The organism is Streptomyces prunicolor NBRC 13075 (assembly GCF_000367365.1).
GTDB lineage: Bacteria > Actinomycetota > Actinomycetes > Streptomycetales > Streptomycetaceae > Streptomyces > Streptomyces prunicolor.
This window is the reverse complement of the sequence record NZ_BARF01000038.1, coordinates 1-14,677: the sequence shown is the minus strand read 5'-3', so window position 1 is coordinate 14,677 and position 14,677 is coordinate 1. Positions and strand designations below refer to the sequence as shown.

Below are 14,677 nucleotides of genomic sequence, written 5' to 3'. Positions count from 1 at the left end.
AGCCGAGTCGGCTATCGGTGTCGACCGCGCTCCGTAAGCCGATCGTTCTCCGTCGTGGGCGTTGGCTGTTGCGCGGGCGCGACGGGTGTGGCGATACGGGTGCTTCGCCTGCGCGCGGCCTGCGCTCGCCTGTTGGGCTGGACAGTAATGCGCCAGTGGAGGACTTCGGCGGGGCGATCGGCGGTATCGAGTTCCCGCAGGGCGGCGACCTCGGCCAAGAGATGTCGGGGGTTGTGGCCGGCGGTCTCGGCGCGGGCCAGGCTTGTGCTGAGGGCCGGCCAGGCGGGATCGGCGAGGACGCGGTCGGCGTCGTCTGGGAGGGCTGCGCGCAGATCCTGCTCGAAGCGGCTGATGGTGGTGGCGCGTGGGGCGCGTCGGGTGAGATCCGCCAGGACTGGCTGCGCGGCCTGCTGGTAACTGGCCTGTAGGTGGCGGAAGGCTTCTTCGGCTGCCGCAGCCTGCTGCTCATGGCCGCGTTGCTCGTGCCACATGGCGGCTGCGCGCGCCAGGTGGAGCGCGGCGAAGACCACGGCGATGGCGAGTCCACCCGGATCGTGTGTGGCGTAGGCGAGTTCCTTGGCGGCTTCCCGCAGAGCGGTGGCGGCCTGATGGTCGGCTCGGATCGCCGAGCGGCGGGCGCGGTTGAACGCCCTTGCTGCTGCTCGCAGTTCGGCTTGGTGCGGGCCGTGGGTGGCGAGGGCCAGGTTGTGGAGAGTGTCGCCGAAGGCATCCAGGTGGCCCTGAACCACGGAGGCGTCGACCGAGTCAAGGACGACGTGGCGGGCGTGGCGGATGGCGGTTTCGGCGCAGCGCCATGGTTCGGCCGGGTCCGCCACCTGCTGGGGCCGGTCGGCCAGGTCCTGGGTGGCGAGGCGTTCGCCCAGGCGGTTGTAGGACAGGTCGGGAGCGAGCTTTGAGCCGCCGTACCAGACCGGCTCGCCGCTGGCGGTGTCGCCCGGCGCGGCCAGGCTGTAGCCGGTCACCTCGCCGGTCTCGGGGCCGATGCGTGGCCTGACCTGGATGCCGAGGGACCGCAGCACTGTGAAGTACTCGTCGATGCTGCGTACGGCGGCGGCGACCGCGTACGACTGCTCGCGAAGCCACTCCCGCGCGGTCTCCTTCTGGCCCTGGCGCTCGGCCTTGGCTCGCTCGGCGCCGGTCGGGGTGCGCGGGGCGGTGAGGTCGCCGGACTTGAGGCGGCGCAGCCCGAACTCGGCCTCGATCTTGCGACATTCCCGTTGCGCCCGCCAGCCGTCTCGGTTCGTACGGGGGCGGCGGCCGTCGGCGCGGACGGTGGTGGCCATGATGTGGATGTGATCGTCGGCGTGCCGGACCGCGATCCATCGGCACGCCCGCTCGTCGCCTTTGGGGGCGATGCCCGTTGCGGCCACTACGCGGCGGGCGACCTCTGCCCACTCGGCGTCGGTGAGGTAGCGGTCGCCGGGCGCGGTGCGTACCGGGCAGTGCCACACGTGCTGCGGGGGCTTCTTGCCGCCCAGCTCGCGGGTGCGGAGGTCGACATGGTGGTCCAGGCGCCTGGCGAGCTGGGTGTATGTGGCTTCGGGATCCCGGCCGGGGTCGGGGGCGCCGGCCATGTCCCAGGCAGCGACGATGTGCGGGTCGGTGTGCTCGTCGCGCCGTCCTTTGCCGAAAAGGTAGTTGATCAGGCCCGGCGTGCTGGCACCGGTGGAGACATCAGGCACCATGGCCGGCACCCTCCGCCAGGAGCTGGTCGATGAGCCGGTAGCTGGCCTCGGCCGTCTGCTCGACGCGGGCCAGCACCGCCTCGGCGTGCTCAGGAACAGTTCCTCGGTGGATGGCTCCGGTGATCTGGTTGAGGTTGTTGCCGACGCGATTCAGCGCGACGGTGTGGGCCTCGATGGCTTCGATCAGAGGACGGTTGGGATCGTCCTCCGGGCTGCCGGTCAGGCCGGTCTTGCCGAGGGCGACGGCGAGCGCGGCGTCGCCGACGAACCCGGCGAACTTCTGGCCACGCCGCTCGGCCTCCGTGGCGATGATGCGGACTGCGGTCGGGGTGAAGCGGATTGTCTTCTCTTGGTCGCGCTTCTCGGTGGTGCGCTTGCGGTTCATGAGCGCAGGTAGCACCGGGGTGTCGGGCTCACGCCAGGAGAGCTGTTCGACACGGGAGCGGTCGACGGCAGGCGGTTCGGCGTACGGTGCAACGGAGTTGGCGGTGAGCGCGGTACTGGGTGCGGCCTTCCCCTCTTCTGGCTCGGGCGCCCGCTGGCGCTCGGCCTCCTCCTCCGCCACCCCTGGGGCGGGGGCAAGCGCGGACGAAGCCTCGTTAGAGGCTCGTTCGCTCCAGCTTGCTGCTGTTCGGCGGGCCAGGCCGAGCAGTCCCCTGCGGCGGTGGTTGTCGGTGCTGGTGTCGTGCATGGTGGTGCTCCGGTGGCGTGTGGCGGGGCCCTGTCACGTCCGTCCCATGCGTTGCAGGGCTGGTCAGGACAGGTACGGACAGGGCGGCAGGTACGGAGTGATCCGTCTTGGGGAGGAGATCCGTCCCCGCACTGACCTGCGCGGGGACGGATGCGACGGACTGATACGACCCCGGGCTGGGGTTAGCGGGCGCGCTTGAGGCCAGGAGTGCCGCCGGGAAGGCCGGTAGGCAGCGAACCCGAAGGGGCGGCCGGCGGAAGGCGGCGGCCCCGATGCGTGGGTGCGGGCGTCGCTTCGCACGGTTCGGGGCAGTAGCGGGCCCAGGCGTCAAGGAACTGGTTGCGGGCGTATGCCTTGGCCTGCCTGCCGTTCTCGAAGCGGTGGTTGGCCGGGCTGATCTCGAAACCCCGCAGCAGGTTGGCCAGGTGGTAGGCGTTCAAGCCCTTGGTCCCGTACTCGGCCCATGGCGCCTCAGCATCTTGGAGGAGGGCGGCCAGCAGGTCTTGGCTCCGCAAGGCGTCCTTGTTGCCCTCCTGCTCGAAGACGCGGCGGATGTCACGCAGCAGCCGCGTCTTCAGGGTCGTCTGCTCGTCCTGGACCACCTCGTTGCGCGTCATCGCCAGGCAGGCGGCGCGTGCCTGCGCGGGCCAGTCTCCGCCCGCCAGCTCGGCGACGATGACCAACGGCTCCCAGGTGTCCGCGGCCCGGTCTTCGACGGGCATCTTCGGCACCAAGCCCGCAGCCGTGCCACGCAGCGGGATCAGCCAGGCGGCCAGCCGATCGCGCAGCGCGTTCAGTTCGGGCACCGAGTACCGCGAGCGGAAGGGAGTGATCCGCTCGCCCGGCTTGCGCTTCTGCATGCGGAGCACGACCGCGCGGTCCATGATCGTGTCCGGCAGGTCGCCGATCCCGGCGAGCGCGGCCATGGCGAAGGTGGGAAACGCCGTCGGTTTGTGTTCCGGCCCGGAGATCCGCCAGGCGGGCCGGTTGCGCTGGTGCCCGGCGTTCAGCAGGCCGCGCAGATCCTCCTTATCGCCCGCCTTGGGGCCGAAGATGGTGTCGGCCTCGTCCACGAGCAGCGTCGGCGGGTTCTTGCCGATGATGCGGAAGACCACTGCGGGAGACGTGTTCACCGTCATCATCGGCTGGTGCACGGTCTCGTGGAGCACGTCCAGGACGCGGGACTTGCCGCATCCCTTGGTCGGACCCACCACCGCGAGTCGCGGCGCGTGTTGCAGAGCGGGCTGGATGTGGGTGGCCGCCACCCACAGGGTGACCGCGGTCAGAGCCTCCTCGCTCGGCAGCACCACGTACCGGCCGATCGCCGCACGCAGTTCGTCCAGCAGCACGGCTCCTTCGTCGATCGGCTCGCCGACACCCACACCGGCACGGTTCTCGGTCCCCGATCCGTCGTCGGAGACGACGGTCCCCGAAGTGCCGTGGGGACCGTCGGCCCCGCGACGGTCCCCAACTGCGGTCCCCGCGTCTGGAGTTCGGGGACCGGATCCGGGGACCGACTGACCGGAGAACATCGAATGGGCAACGCTCGGAGCGGCGTCCGTCCCGTCCGGACGAACTTGGTCTGCGCCCGGTGGTGCGATCTGCAGGCTGCTGACCTGGGTATGTTCCGCACCGGTGGATATCCGGTCCACGACCGGAAGGCTGGTCCCCGACGCGTCGCGGGACCGGTCCCCGACATCCGGCACCTGCGGATCAACAACGTCGTGCGCCTGGTACCCGGTCGCCAAGTCAGGGGACCCTGCGTCTGTCTGGTCTGCGCCGCGCCAGGAGACGCCCTGGCCGGGGACCGCGGCCTCGGGCCAGTTGGCTTTGGGGGCCGTGTTCGGACTGGTGGTGGACGTAGAGTCCTCCATAGATGTTCCTCTCAGGCGAGGGGTAGGACGGGCAAGGTCCAGCCCCTCACCGGCTTGTTCGTTCAGGGATGGGCGAAGTGCGGGGGACTCTCCGGCCCTCGGTGTTGGCGCGCCGAGGGCCGTTGCTGTGTCTGGCGCCGACGGCTCAGGAGGCCAGACCCCACTCGCCTCGGCCGTCGTTCAGCGCGCGCTCGTAGCGCAGCAGCTCGGCCTCGGCGTACAGCACCCGCTTGCCGATCTTGATCCCGCGCGGGCCTTTCTCGATCTGGCGCCAGTAGCGGACGGTGCTCTCGGCTGTGCGGTAGCGCTCGGCGACCTCGGTGGTGGTCAGGTATCGCATGCGTTCCTAATCGACTAGGTGGCGTTTCTATCTGCATAAAGTGTGCCCGACGATCGCCGGTTAACCAAATCGGATAGTGTGCGTTACAATTGGGATAGCGATGATCGTGATGGAGGTTCGATGGCAGGCGACAAGGTCGACGGCGGTGAGGTGCCGCTGCTCTACAGCGAGGGCAACATCGCCGCTCGCGTGGCGCTGGAGCGCGAGGTCAGGGGGTGGAGCACGCCGGAGCTGGCGGACCGGGTGTCCAAGGCCGGCGTCAAGATGAACCAGACCGCGGTCTGGCGCATCGAGAACGGCACCCCGCGCCGCCGCATCAACGTCGATGAGGCGCTCGCCTTCGCCCGCGTCTTTGAGCTGCCCCTCGAAGAGCTGATGTCGCCGTCGCTGGAAGGGCTTGATCTCGACAGCAGACGGCTCGTCCAGGAAGCCGTCGAGGCGTACTACGAGACTCGGGACGCCGAAGACCGCCTGCACCACGCCGTCGTCGGCATCGCCGAGCACATTCAGGCTCACCCCGACAGCTCACGAGCCATCCATGAGCAGTGCCTTCGCCTGATGGGTGACGAGCGTGATGCGCGCACCCTCACCGAGCACATCGAGGGCGGCGGCTACTACCGATAACCAACCCAAGGGAGAAGCCACTTGGCCAACATTCAAAAGCGCCCCAACGGCAAATGGCGGGCCCGCTACCGCGACCTCGACGGCAAAGAGCACGCCCGCCACTTCGACCGCAAACTCGACGCCCAGCGCTGGCTCGACGAGGTCACGGCCAGCGTGGTCACCGGCCTGTACGTCGACCCGCGCGCCGGCAAGATCTCATTCGAGAAGTACGCGACGAAGTGGGAGGGCGAGCAGATCGCCGGTGAGGCGGGCGCCCGTATCACCGACAACGCGCTGCGGGTTCACCTGATACCCGCGCTCGGCAACTACGCGATGGCGTCCCTGCGCCGCAGCCACATCCAGGCCCTCTTCAAGAAGCTCTCCGAGCAACTGGGCCCCGGCAGCGTACGCAACGTCCACGACGTCCTGGTCCGCGTCATGACGGCGGCCGTCGAGGACAAGGTCATCGCCGTGACCCCATGCAAGCGGATCACGCTCCCGTCCATGCCCGATGAGGAGTTCACTCCGCTCACCGTCGCGCAGGTCGAGGCGATGCTCGGAGCGATGCCGCCGTACATCCGAACGGCGATCGTCGTCCTGGCCGGATCAGGCTTGCGCATAGGCGAGTTGCTCGGCCTCAAGCTCTCGGACGTCGACTTCAAGAGCGGCACGATCCGCGTCGAGCGCCAGCGTCTCCAGTCCGGCCTGATCGGTCCGCCGAAGACCGGCAAGTCCCGGCGTACGGTCCCGGTCGGCGAGGTCGTTACGGACGCGCTCCTTACGCACCTCGCCGCACGGCCCTCGAAGGAGTGGCTGTTCACGATGGAGGAGGGTGAGCCCCTCAACTACCGCCGTTGGAAGACCGAATGGAACTGCGCCCGTAAGGCGCTCCAGGCGGCGGAGAACAAAGCGGCCGAGCACGGGGGCCGTAAGCCCGTCGAACTCCCGCACATGGTGACCCATGACCTGCGTCACTTCTACGCCTCGGCCCTCATCGCCGGCGGAGCGAGCGTCAAGCAGGTCCAACTCGTCCTCGGCCACGCGTCCGCCGTCATCACGCTGCGGATCTACGCCCACCTGTGGCCGGGCGAAGAAGACCGCACCCGGACCGTCATGGACGCCGTTCTCGGCGGCCTGCGGACCGGGTGCGGACCGGGAGACGCTGCAACGAAAGAAATCGCAGGTCAGAAGGCATGAGTAAAGATCAAGCCTTCTTGGTCTCCCAGAAGATCTTGTCGATCTGGGCGATGTAGTCGAGCGCCTTCTGGCCCGTCGCCGGGTCGGTGGACGCCTTGGCGGCCGAGAGGGCCTTCAGGGTGTCGTTGACCAGCTGGTGCAGCTCCGGGTACTTCTCGAAGTGCGGGGGCTTGAAGTAGTCGCTCCAGAGCACCGAGACGTGGTGCTTCGCGAGCTCGGCGCGCTGCTCCTTGATGACGATGGCGCGCGCCTGGAAGTGCGGGTCGTCGTTGGCGGCCATCTTGTCCTGCACGGCCTTCACCGACTCCGCCTCGATGCGGGCCTGGGCCGGGTCGTACACACCGCAGGGCAGGTCGCAGTGCGCGCTGACCTTCACCTTGGGGGCAAACAGGCGGGAAAGCATGGAGCGTTCCTTCCTCGTGATCGTCTTCTCAGGTGGGACATTACTCCCTGGAGAAGCTGATTTCGCGAGTGCCCCCATGGGCTTAGGACAAAAGTCCAGGGTCGGACTCAGACTGGTGGAGGATAGGACCGGGGAGGTGCCGGGGATGCCGGAGCTGTCGCAGGAGACCGAGCGTGGGAGGGCCGTACTGCCCTTCGGGACGGCCGAGGTGACCGGGCCGTCCATGGTGCCGACACTGGTCCACGGGGATCTGCTCGTGGTGCAGTACGGGGCGCGGATCAGGCCCGGCGACATCGTCGTGCTGCGGCATCCGTTCCAGCAGGACCTGCTGGTCGTGAAGCGGGCCGCGGAGCGGCGGGACGGCGGGTGGTGGGTGCTCGGGGACAACGCGTTCGCCGGGGGGGACAGTACCGATTACGGCGCCGTTCCCGAGGATCTGGTGCTGGGCAAGGTGCGTTTTCGGTACCGGCCGCCGAAGGCCGGTCAGCGTTCGCCGGTCGCGCTCGTCCGCTGGGCGTTCTCGGCCGCCAGGCCCGTGCTCTCCGACCGGTCGGCCTCCAGGCGCTTCCGGGCCCGGTAGGCGGCCACGTTGGCACGGGTCGCGCAGCGGTCCGAGCAGTAGCGCCGGGAGCGGTTCGTCGAGGTGTCCAGGTAGGCGTTGCGGCACGGCGCCGCCTCGCACAGGCCCAGGCGGTCGACGCCGTACTCGGTGAGGTGGAAGGCCAGGCCCATCGCCGCGATCGCCGCGTAGCCGGCCGTCGCGTTCGACGGGTGGTCCGCGAGGTGCATGTGCCACAGCGGGCGGCCGTCGTCGTCGCGGAAGTTGTGCCCGGAGATCTGCGGGCTGACCGGGAACTCCAGGAGCAGTGAGTTCAGCAGGTTCACGGAGAGGGTCTCGTCGCCGCCGTCGGCCGCCTCGAAGACCGCTCGCAGCCGTGCCCGGACCGAGCGGAAGCGCGTGACATCGGCGTCGGCGGCGCGGCGGGCCGCCTCCTGGTTGGTGCCGAACAGGTCGCGCACGGCCTCGACCGAGGTCAGGGCGTCCTTGCCCCGCGCCGGTTCCTCGGTGTTGACGAGGCGTACGGCATAGTCCGAGTAATAGGCCAGTTCCACTTGTAGTCCTTACGGAGGCGCTCTATCGTCGTGGACGCGGTCAGGTAACAGCTGATCGCACTTCCAGGGTATTACGACAGTGAGTGGACAGGGGGTCCTCATGGCGACCGGTGTCGGAACCGACTGGCAGGCCTGGCAGGAGAGCTGGGACAAGCAGCAGGAGTGGTACATGCCCGACCGGGAGGACCGCTTCCGGATCATGCTCGACATGGTCGAGGCCAGCGTCGGCCCCGAGCCGCGCATCCTCGACCTCGCCTGCGGCACCGGCAGCATCACGGCCCGGCTGCTGGCCCGCTTCCCGAACGCCACCAGCACCGGGGTGGATCTCGATCCCGCCCTCCTCGCCATCGCCCGCGGCACCTTCGAGGGCGACGAACGGGTCTCCTTCGTCACGGCCGACCTCAAGGACCCGCAGTGGACGACGAGCCTGCCCCACGACTCGTACGACGCGGTCCTCACGGCCACGGCCCTGCACTGGCTGCGCGTCGATCCCCTCGCGGCCCTCTACGGCAAGCTCGCCGAACTCGTCCGCTACGGCGGCGTCTTCATGAACGCCGACCACATGATCGACGACACCACGCCACGGATCAACGCGATCGAGCGCACCCAGCGCCACGCCCACATGGATCAGGCCATGCGCAACGGCGCCCTCGACTGGGCCGACTGGTGGCAGCTCGCCGCCCAGGACCCGGTCCTCGCCGAGCCGACGGCCCGTCGCTACGAGATCTACGGCGACCACGCGGACGGCGAAATGCCCTCGCAGGCATGGCACGCGCGCGTGCTGCGCGAGAAGGGGTTCGAGGAGGCGCGGGCGGTCTGGTGCTCGCCGTCGGACACCTTGCTGCTCGCGCTCAAGTAGACGTTCCCTAAAGCGAGTTCAGGTCTGCCGAATGGGTCGGTGAGCAGGCCTATTACGTCATCGATCGCACCCTCACGCTGAGTTGCTGAAGCGAAATACCTTGCTTCTCGGTGGGGGTGATGATCCAATGCCCACTCCAAGACCACGGGGCTTGGAGAGGGGATAGGTCTGAAATGAGAATTCGGCCTCTGTCCGCCGTTGCCGCGCTGACCATCGCGGCCGCGGGGACATTGCTGGCGGGTACTCCTGCCAGTGCGGCGAGCAAGACATGCGCGGTGGACCAGGGTTCCGTCTACGACGTCTGTTTCGACGCCGACGGAGACAAGTTCATCGTCAACGACCTTCGCAAGGACGGTATGCGTGCCGTCGTGAAGTGGAAGGCGATGGACGGTTCGGGACGGGTCGGCCAGTGCGCGGACACCGACGGCGCGTTCAACGCGGCGAAGGTCTGCGACTACGACTTCAAGGAAGGCCCGCAGAACTACGTCCTGTTCACCGGCTTCATCCAGGACGGGCCGCGCGGCGCCGCGCAGTTCATCTCCTACACGTACACCGGGTACATCAGCGCCAAGTGAGCCTCGGCCGCGCACTCAGGGGGAAACAGTGAGACTCAAGCAGCGAATCGTCGTCGGCGCGGTATCCGTGCTGGCGTTCAGCGGCCTTCCGGTATTCGTGGCCGGGGCCCAGGCCGACCCGAGTTGTACGGTCAGTGTCAGCGGCTCCACGAGCGGCAAGTCGTACACGGTGAACTTCACCAAGAATCCCTGCGGCCGCAAGGTCCGGGCGTATGTCGGCTGTATCTACACCGACACGTTCTACCGGTCGACGAAGTACGGAAAGACCATTTCCGGTACGGGCACCAGCAAGGCGACCTGCGACTCGCGTGACGTCATCGAAAAGCGCGGGCATCAGGTCTATGTGCCGGGTCAGGGCTGGACGACGTACCCGCACTGAATGATGTGCAGATGAAAAGGGCTGGTGCGGAAGGGAATTGCCTTCCGCACCAGCCCTTTTCCTGTCGGCCGTTTCCGAGAACCCGTCAGAGGACAGCGGCTCAGAGCACCTTCGACAGGAACGACTTGGTCCGCTCGTGCTGAGGGTTCATCAGGACCTCGCGCGGATGGCCGGACTCGACCACCACGCCGTCGTCCATGAAGACCAGCGAGTCACCGACCTCGCGGGCGAAGCCCATCTCGTGGGTGACGACGATCATCGTCATGCCGTCCGCCGCGAGGTCCCGCATCACGTCCAGCACCTCGCCGACCAGCTCCGGGTCGAGGGCCGAGGTCGGCTCGTCGAAGAGCATCAGCTTGGGCTGCATCGCCAGCGCCCGGGCGATCGCGACGCGCTGCTGCTGGCCGCCGGAGAGCTGGGCGGGGTAGTGGCCGATTCGGTCGCCGAGGCCCACGCGGTCCAGCAACTGCTGTGCCCGCTCCCGCGCCACGGCCTTGGTCTCGCGCTTGACCTGGATCGGCGCCTCCATGACGTTCTCCAGCGCCGTCATGTGCGGGAACAGGTTGAAGCGCTGGAACACCATGCCGATGTCCCGCCGCTGCGCCGAGACCTCCTTCTCCTTCAACTCGTAGAGCTTGTCGCCCTGTTGCCGGTAGCCGACCAGCCGGCCGTCGACGTAAAGCCGCCCGGCGTTGATCTTCTCCAGGTGGTTGATGCAGCGCAGGAAGGTGGACTTGCCGGAACCGGACGGGCCTACCAGGCAGAACACCTCGCGCGGGTTCACCTCCAGGTCGATGCCCTTGAGGACGTGCGACAGCCCGAACGACTTGTGCACGGCCTCGGCCTTGACCATCGGTTGGCCGCCGGTGCTCGGGGCGATGTCCTTCGCGAGACTGGTCATCGGGCCACCTCCGGGCGGCGGAACGAGCCGAACATGCGGAGGTACTTCCGCATCCGCTGCAGCGGGGTCGGCGGCAGGCTACGGCTCGAACCGCGGGCGTAACGGCGCTCGATGTAGTACTGGACGATGCTGAAGATCGTGGTCAGGAACAGGTACCAGATGCACGCCACGAAGTACATCTCGACGACCGCCAGCGAGGTGCTGGAGATGTCCGTGGCCTTCTTGATCAGCTCGGGCAGCTGGACGGCGTAGGCGAGCGACGAGGTCTTGAGCATGTTGATGAACTCGTTGCCGGTCGGCGGGATGATCACCCGCATCGCCTGCGGGAGGACCACCCGGCGCAGCGTCTTGCCCTGCGTCATGCCCAGCGCGTGCGACGCCTCCGTCTGGCCTTCGTCGACCGACTGGATGCCGGCCCGGACGATCTCCGACATGTACGCGGCCTCGTTCAGGCCCAGGCCCAGCAGCGCGGTCAGGACCGGCGTCATCACCTGGTTCATCTCGTCCTTGTAGAACCCCAGGTTCAGGATGGGGAACACGAGCGCGATGTTGTACCAGAGCAGCAGCTGCACCAGGACCGGGGTGCCGCGGAAGAACCAGATGTAGACCCAGGCCACGGTGCTGGTGACCGGGTTCGACGACAGCCGCATCACGGCGATGACGATGCCCAGTACGACGCCGAGGAGCATCGCGAGCACCGAGATGTACAGCGTGGTCCAGGCGCCGGTCACGATGCCCGGGTCGAAGAGGTAGTCGGGGATCACGCCGTAGTTGATCTTCGCGTTGGAGAACGCGATCCCGATCAGCACCAGCAGGCCGATGATCACGACCCCGGCCACCCAGCGGCCGTAGTGGCGTACCGGGATGGCCTTGATCTGCTCGGGCGGCACCGAGGGCGCGGGTGGCGGAATCCGGTCGGAAATCTCAGTCACGGTGACTGCCTTTCAACGTCGCGCGGGATCAGGAGCCGCCGTTGATCTTGGCTTCGGTCACCGCGCCGTCCGTGACGTTCCACTTCTGCAGGATCTTGGTGTACTCGCCGTTCTTCATGATCGCGGCGAGGGCGGCCTGGAGGGCGTCGCGCAGCTGGGTGTTCTCCTTGCTGACCGCGATGCCGTACGGACCCGCCTCGATCTGGTCGCCGACGACCTCGAAGTCCTTGCCGCTGCTGGAGGTCTTCGCGTTGTACGCCGCCACCGGGAAGTCGTTCAGGTCGGCGACGGACGCGCCCTGCTTCAGGCGGAGCAGCGCCTCCGGGTCGGTGTCGAAGGTCTGCAGGTCGATGGCCTTCTTGCCGTCGGTCGTACACTTCTTGCTCTGCGTCTTGGCGATGCCCTCGGACGTGGTGCCCTTCTGCAGGGCCACGACCTTGCCGCACAGGTCGTCGAGCGACTTGATGCCCTTCGGGTTGCCCTTCTGGACCAGGATCGACGTACCGGCGGTGAAGTAGTCGACGAAGTCGACGCCGTCGCCGACCTTCTTGCCGGTGTCCGAGTTGATGCCGTCCTGGCGGTCCTTGGTGTCGTTCATCGCCGACATGAGCACCTGGAAGCGCTTGGCCTGGAGGCCCACGATCAGGTTGTCGAACTTGCCGTTCTGGAACTTGAACGTCACGCCGAGCTGCTTGCCGAGCGCGTCCGCGATGTCCGGGTCGATGCCGACGGCCTTGCCGCTCTCCATGTACTCGACCGGCGGGTACGCGATGTCCGAGCCGACCTGGATGACGCCGGCCTTGCGGATGTCGGCGGGGAGCTTGCTCGCGAGCGGCGCCGAGGAGGACGACGACGAGTCCGAGCCGCCGCTCTTGTCCGTCTGGTCACCGCAGCCGGTGAGCACCAGGGTGCCGGCGACCGCGATCGCACCGACCGCTGCCAGCCGGGTGTGCGGGGCGGTCGTACGACGGGTGAATCTTGCGGTCATGGTGAGTTCCTCCGGCGGATGGATGGCGGTGCCGACGGGTCGACGAGAACACACACCTTCGGGTGTCGCGACCGCGTGTGATTAGGGCATCTTGCCATTCGGACTGAACCATTCAGGGGACTCTCCATGTCAAAATCGGATAACGGGTGAACCCCGAATCGCATCAGGTCGGTACATCGAGACGCCCTGATCACGGACCATCTGCTGGAATCACTCGTTCCGGCCGGAAGATCTTCGGTATGTCTCACGATGTGATCGATCATCGTTCCGCCCTCGGCGGACGAGATGTGACCTTGCGCCTATTGGGCTCGTCCTCGGCGGTGTCCGTCCGGTAAGAAGGGTCTTTACACCCCTCATCCGGGGCTCAGGGCGCGTGTGCGGCGTGCCCGTCGCGCAGGTGCTCGTACGCATCAATTCTCTGGGCCCTGCGCGGTGCCCGCCCACCCCTCACCAGGGAGTGGCCACCCTCAAAATCAATGAAGACTTAAGGGGTAAGACAAAGTGGCAGCGGAGATCGTCAATCCTCGCAGCGACAGCAGTACGGATCAGGACGGCGGGGCCGAGCCCCTCGATTCCTTCGATCCGGCGTTCGCGCTGCACCGCGGCGGCAAGATGGCCGTGCAGGCCACCGTGCCGATCCGCGACAAGGACGACCTGTCCCTCGCGTACACACCCGGCGTCGCGCGCGTGTGCACCGCGATCGCGGAGCAGCCGGAACTCGTCCACGACTACACATGGAAGTCGTCCGTGGTCGCCGTCGTGACGGACGGTACGGCCGTGCTCGGACTCGGCGACATCGGTCCCGAGGCCTCCCTCCCGGTCATGGAGGGCAAGGCGATCCTGTTCAAGCAGTTCGGCGGCGTGGACGCGGTGCCGATCGCGCTGGACTGCACCGGCGTCGACGAGATCATCGAGACCGTGGCGCGTATCGCGCCCTCCTTCGGGGGCATCAACCTGGAGGACATCTCGGCGCCGCGCTGCTTCGAGATCGAGCGCAGGCTCCAGGAGCGGCTGGACATTCCGGTCTTCCACGACGACCAGCACGGTACGGCGATCGTGACGCTGGCGGCGCTGCGGAACGCTGCGCGGCTGACCGGGCGGGAGCTGGGCGAGCTTCGGGCCGTCATCTCCGGGGCGGGTGCGGCCGGTGTCGCCATCGCCAAGTTCCTGCTCGAGGCCGGGCTCGGGGATGTCGCCGTCGCCGACCGCAAGGGCATCGTCTCGCGGGACCGGGACGACCTCACGCCGGTCAAGCGTGAGCTCGCCGAGATCACCAACAAGGCGGGTATCTCCGGGACGCTGGAGGCGGCGTTGGAAGGTGCCGACGTCTTCATCGGGGTTTCCGGGGGTACGGTGCCGGAGCCCGCGGTGGCTTCCATGGCCAAGGGGGCGTTCGTCTTCGCGATGGCCAACCCGCATCCCGAGGTGCACCCGGACGTGGCGCACAAGTACGCGGCGGTCGTCGCCACCGGGCGGTCGGACTTCCCGAACCAGATCAACAACGTGCTGGCGTTTCCGGGGATCTTCGCGGGGGCGTTGCAGGTGCGGGCGTCCCGGATCACGGAGGGGATGAAGATCGCGGCGGCCGAGGCGTTGGCCGGTGTCGTGGGTGACGATCTCGCCGCGGACTATGTCATTCCGTCGCCGTTCGATGAGCGGGTCGCGCCTGCGGTTACCGCGGCTGTGGCTGCGGCGGCGCGGGCGGAGGGGGTTGCCCGGCGGTGAGCGTCGGTGGCCCCGTCCGTCAGGGCGGGGCCCTTCTTTTACCCACCCGCCCGCCCGTTCAGGTGATCTGAGGGGTGGGCGTTTGCCGTGGGGGTTTTATTTTTTCCCGCCCGCTCACCCGTTCGGGGCGTCTATAGGTGAACCTTGCCCGTGGGGGGCCGGGGCCGGTCGGCGGCCGCGGGCCGTGGGCCGCGGGGGTCGGCGGGAGGGTGCCCGTGCGCTCTGGCGGGCAGGTGTCCGCGGGGGTCGGCGGGCAGGTGCCTGCGGGCTCTGGCCGGCAGGTGCCCATGGGGTCCGGCCGCGGGTGTCCTCGGGCTCCGGCCGGCAGGTACCCACAGGCTCCGGCCGCAGGTACTCACGGGCTCCGGGCATCTCAGCCCGTCCGGCGTTT

The 14,677-nt window shown here is 68.0% G+C and carries 16 protein-coding genes; 7 read left to right on the top strand and 9 right to left on the bottom strand.

Annotation, left to right across the window (positions count from 1 at the left end; translation table 11 throughout):
* Positions 1-11 precede the first annotated feature (11 nt).
* From SPR02S_RS17345 to SPR02S_RS17330, 4 genes are all read right to left on the bottom strand, one after another.
* Positions 12-1,706, bottom strand: coding sequence for a relaxase/mobilization nuclease domain-containing protein (locus SPR02S_RS17345; RefSeq protein ID WP_019058253.1), 1,695 nt, complete (start codon positions 1,704-1,706; stop codon positions 12-14).
* Positions 1,696-2,271, bottom strand: a complete 576-nt coding sequence (locus SPR02S_RS17340) for a MobC domain-containing protein (protein ID WP_019058252.1) — start codon at positions 2,269-2,271, stop codon at positions 1,696-1,698. Before SPR02S_RS17340 ends, SPR02S_RS17345 begins: the two co-directional genes overlap by 11 nt.
* Before the next feature lie 308 nt (positions 2,272-2,579).
* Entirely contained in the window at positions 2,580-3,779 is a 1,200-nt protein-coding gene (locus tag SPR02S_RS17335; RefSeq protein ID WP_019058251.1) for a DUF3631 domain-containing protein, read from the bottom strand.
* Between the two features lie 637 nt (positions 3,780-4,416).
* Complete coding sequence (locus SPR02S_RS17330) at positions 4,417-4,611, bottom strand: helix-turn-helix transcriptional regulator (RefSeq protein ID WP_019058250.1); 195 nt, start codon at positions 4,609-4,611, stop codon at positions 4,417-4,419.
* Between the two features lie 120 nt (positions 4,612-4,731).
* Here SPR02S_RS17330 and SPR02S_RS17325 point away from each other — a divergent pair, with 120 nt between their 5' ends.
* Complete coding sequence (locus SPR02S_RS17325) at positions 4,732-5,235, top strand: helix-turn-helix transcriptional regulator (protein WP_019058249.1); 504 nt, start codon at positions 4,732-4,734, stop codon at positions 5,233-5,235.
* Between the two features lie 21 nt (positions 5,236-5,256).
* The gene (locus SPR02S_RS17320; RefSeq protein WP_019058248.1) at positions 5,257-6,411 is read left to right on the top strand and encodes a tyrosine-type recombinase/integrase; all 1,155 of its coding nucleotides are present in this window, start codon (positions 5,257-5,259) and stop codon (positions 6,409-6,411) included.
* 7 nt (positions 6,412-6,418) lie between these two features.
* Here the strand turns inward: SPR02S_RS17320 and sodN are convergent, their stop codons facing one another.
* Positions 6,419-6,814, bottom strand: coding sequence for a superoxide dismutase, Ni (sodN, locus tag SPR02S_RS17315; RefSeq protein ID WP_019058247.1), 396 nt, complete (start codon positions 6,812-6,814; stop codon positions 6,419-6,421).
* 145 nt (positions 6,815-6,959) lie between these two features.
* On the opposite strand from sodN, the gene sodX reads away from it, so the two are divergent.
* Positions 6,960-7,394, top strand: coding sequence for a nickel-type superoxide dismutase maturation protease (sodX, locus tag SPR02S_RS17310; protein ID WP_019058246.1), 435 nt, complete (start codon positions 6,960-6,962; stop codon positions 7,392-7,394).
* On the opposite strand, the gene SPR02S_RS17305 is transcribed toward sodX, so the two are convergent.
* Positions 7,298-7,927: a CGNR zinc finger domain-containing protein gene (locus tag SPR02S_RS17305; RefSeq protein ID WP_019058245.1), complete on the bottom strand. Its 630-nt coding sequence runs from the start codon at positions 7,925-7,927 to the stop codon at positions 7,298-7,300. The two genes, sodX and SPR02S_RS17305, sit on opposite strands and share 97 nt — an antisense overlap.
* 100 nt (positions 7,928-8,027) lie before the next feature.
* On the opposite strand from SPR02S_RS17305, the gene SPR02S_RS17300 reads away from it, so the two are divergent.
* From SPR02S_RS17300 to SPR02S_RS17290, 3 genes are all read left to right on the top strand, one after another.
* A complete protein-coding gene (locus SPR02S_RS17300; RefSeq protein ID WP_019058244.1) occupies positions 8,028-8,786 on the top strand; it encodes a class I SAM-dependent methyltransferase in 759 nt (252 codons plus the stop codon).
* A gap of 173 nt (positions 8,787-8,959) precedes the next feature.
* A complete protein-coding gene (locus tag SPR02S_RS17295) occupies positions 8,960-9,361 on the top strand; it encodes a hypothetical protein (protein WP_245607572.1) in 402 nt (133 codons plus the stop codon).
* Between the two features lie 28 nt (positions 9,362-9,389).
* Positions 9,390-9,740 (top strand): hypothetical protein, encoded by a 351-nt coding sequence (locus tag SPR02S_RS17290; protein ID WP_019058242.1) that lies wholly within the window; start codon positions 9,390-9,392, stop codon positions 9,738-9,740.
* Positions 9,741-9,840: 100 nt separating this feature from the next.
* On the opposite strand, the gene SPR02S_RS17285 is transcribed toward SPR02S_RS17290, so the two are convergent.
* From SPR02S_RS17285 to SPR02S_RS17275, 3 genes are read right to left on the bottom strand one after another with little or no spacing between them, the layout of a single operon-like run.
* A complete protein-coding gene (locus SPR02S_RS17285; RefSeq protein ID WP_019058241.1) occupies positions 9,841-10,641 on the bottom strand; it encodes an amino acid ABC transporter ATP-binding protein in 801 nt (266 codons plus the stop codon).
* Positions 10,638-11,573 (bottom strand): amino acid ABC transporter permease, encoded by a 936-nt coding sequence (locus tag SPR02S_RS17280; RefSeq protein ID WP_026150631.1) that lies wholly within the window; start codon positions 11,571-11,573, stop codon positions 10,638-10,640. The genes SPR02S_RS17285 and SPR02S_RS17280 overlap by 4 nt, the downstream gene beginning before the upstream one ends.
* 28 nt (positions 11,574-11,601) lie before the next feature.
* Positions 11,602-12,561, bottom strand: a complete 960-nt coding sequence (locus SPR02S_RS17275) for an ABC transporter substrate-binding protein (RefSeq protein ID WP_019058239.1) — start codon at positions 12,559-12,561, stop codon at positions 11,602-11,604.
* Positions 12,562-13,062: 501 nt separating this feature from the next.
* Between SPR02S_RS17275 and SPR02S_RS17270 the strand changes: the two genes are divergently transcribed.
* Positions 13,063-14,286, top strand: coding sequence for an NAD(P)-dependent malic enzyme (locus tag SPR02S_RS17270; RefSeq protein ID WP_019058238.1), 1,224 nt, complete (start codon positions 13,063-13,065; stop codon positions 14,284-14,286).
* The last annotated feature ends 391 nt before the right edge of the window (positions 14,287-14,677 follow it).